Annotated in this window: 1 protein-coding gene; it reads right to left on the bottom strand. The window is 56.4% G+C overall.

Translation table 11 applies throughout. From position 1 onward, the window contains the following. Positions 1 to 560, bottom strand: a 560-nt coding sequence (locus tag NPS47_RS25330; protein WP_274297439.1) for an EF-Tu/IF-2/RF-3 family GTPase, incomplete at both ends; no start/stop codon positions are given.

Here is a 560-nt window from a genome sequence, read left to right as displayed (position 1 = left end):
GCTACGACGCCAGCGCCGACGGTACGACCGCCTTCACGGATAGCGAAACGCAGACCATCTTCCATTGCGATGGTTTTGATCAGAGTGACAGTCATCTGGATGTTGTCACCTGGCATTACCATTTCAACGCCTTCTGGCAGCTCGCAGTTACCGGTCACGTCAGTAGTACGGAAGTAGAACTGTGGACGGTAGCCTTTGAAGAACGGAGTATGACGGCCGCCTTCTTCCTTGCTCAGAACGTAAACTTCTGCGGTGAACTTGGTGTGCGGCTTAACCGAACCTGGCTTGACCAGAACCTGACCACGCTCAACGTCGTCACGCTTGGTGCCACGCAGCAGAACGCCGCAGTTCTCGCCAGCACGACCTTCGTCCAGCAGCTTGCGGAACATCTCAACACCGGTGCAGGTGGTGGTGGTGGTGTCACGCAGACCAACGATTTCCAGGGCGTCCTGAACGCGGACGATACCACGCTCGATACGACCGGTAACAACGGTACCACGACCCGAGATCGAGAATACGTCTTCGATTGGCATCAGGAACGGCTTGTCGATAGCACGCTC

It is taken from the genome of Pseudomonas putida (assembly GCF_028682475.1).
GTDB classification, from domain to species: Bacteria; Pseudomonadota; Gammaproteobacteria; order Pseudomonadales; family Pseudomonadaceae; genus Aquipseudomonas; species Aquipseudomonas putida_AG.
The sequence above is the reverse complement of the archived record's forward strand: the minus strand, read 5'-3'. Positions and strand labels throughout refer to the sequence as shown.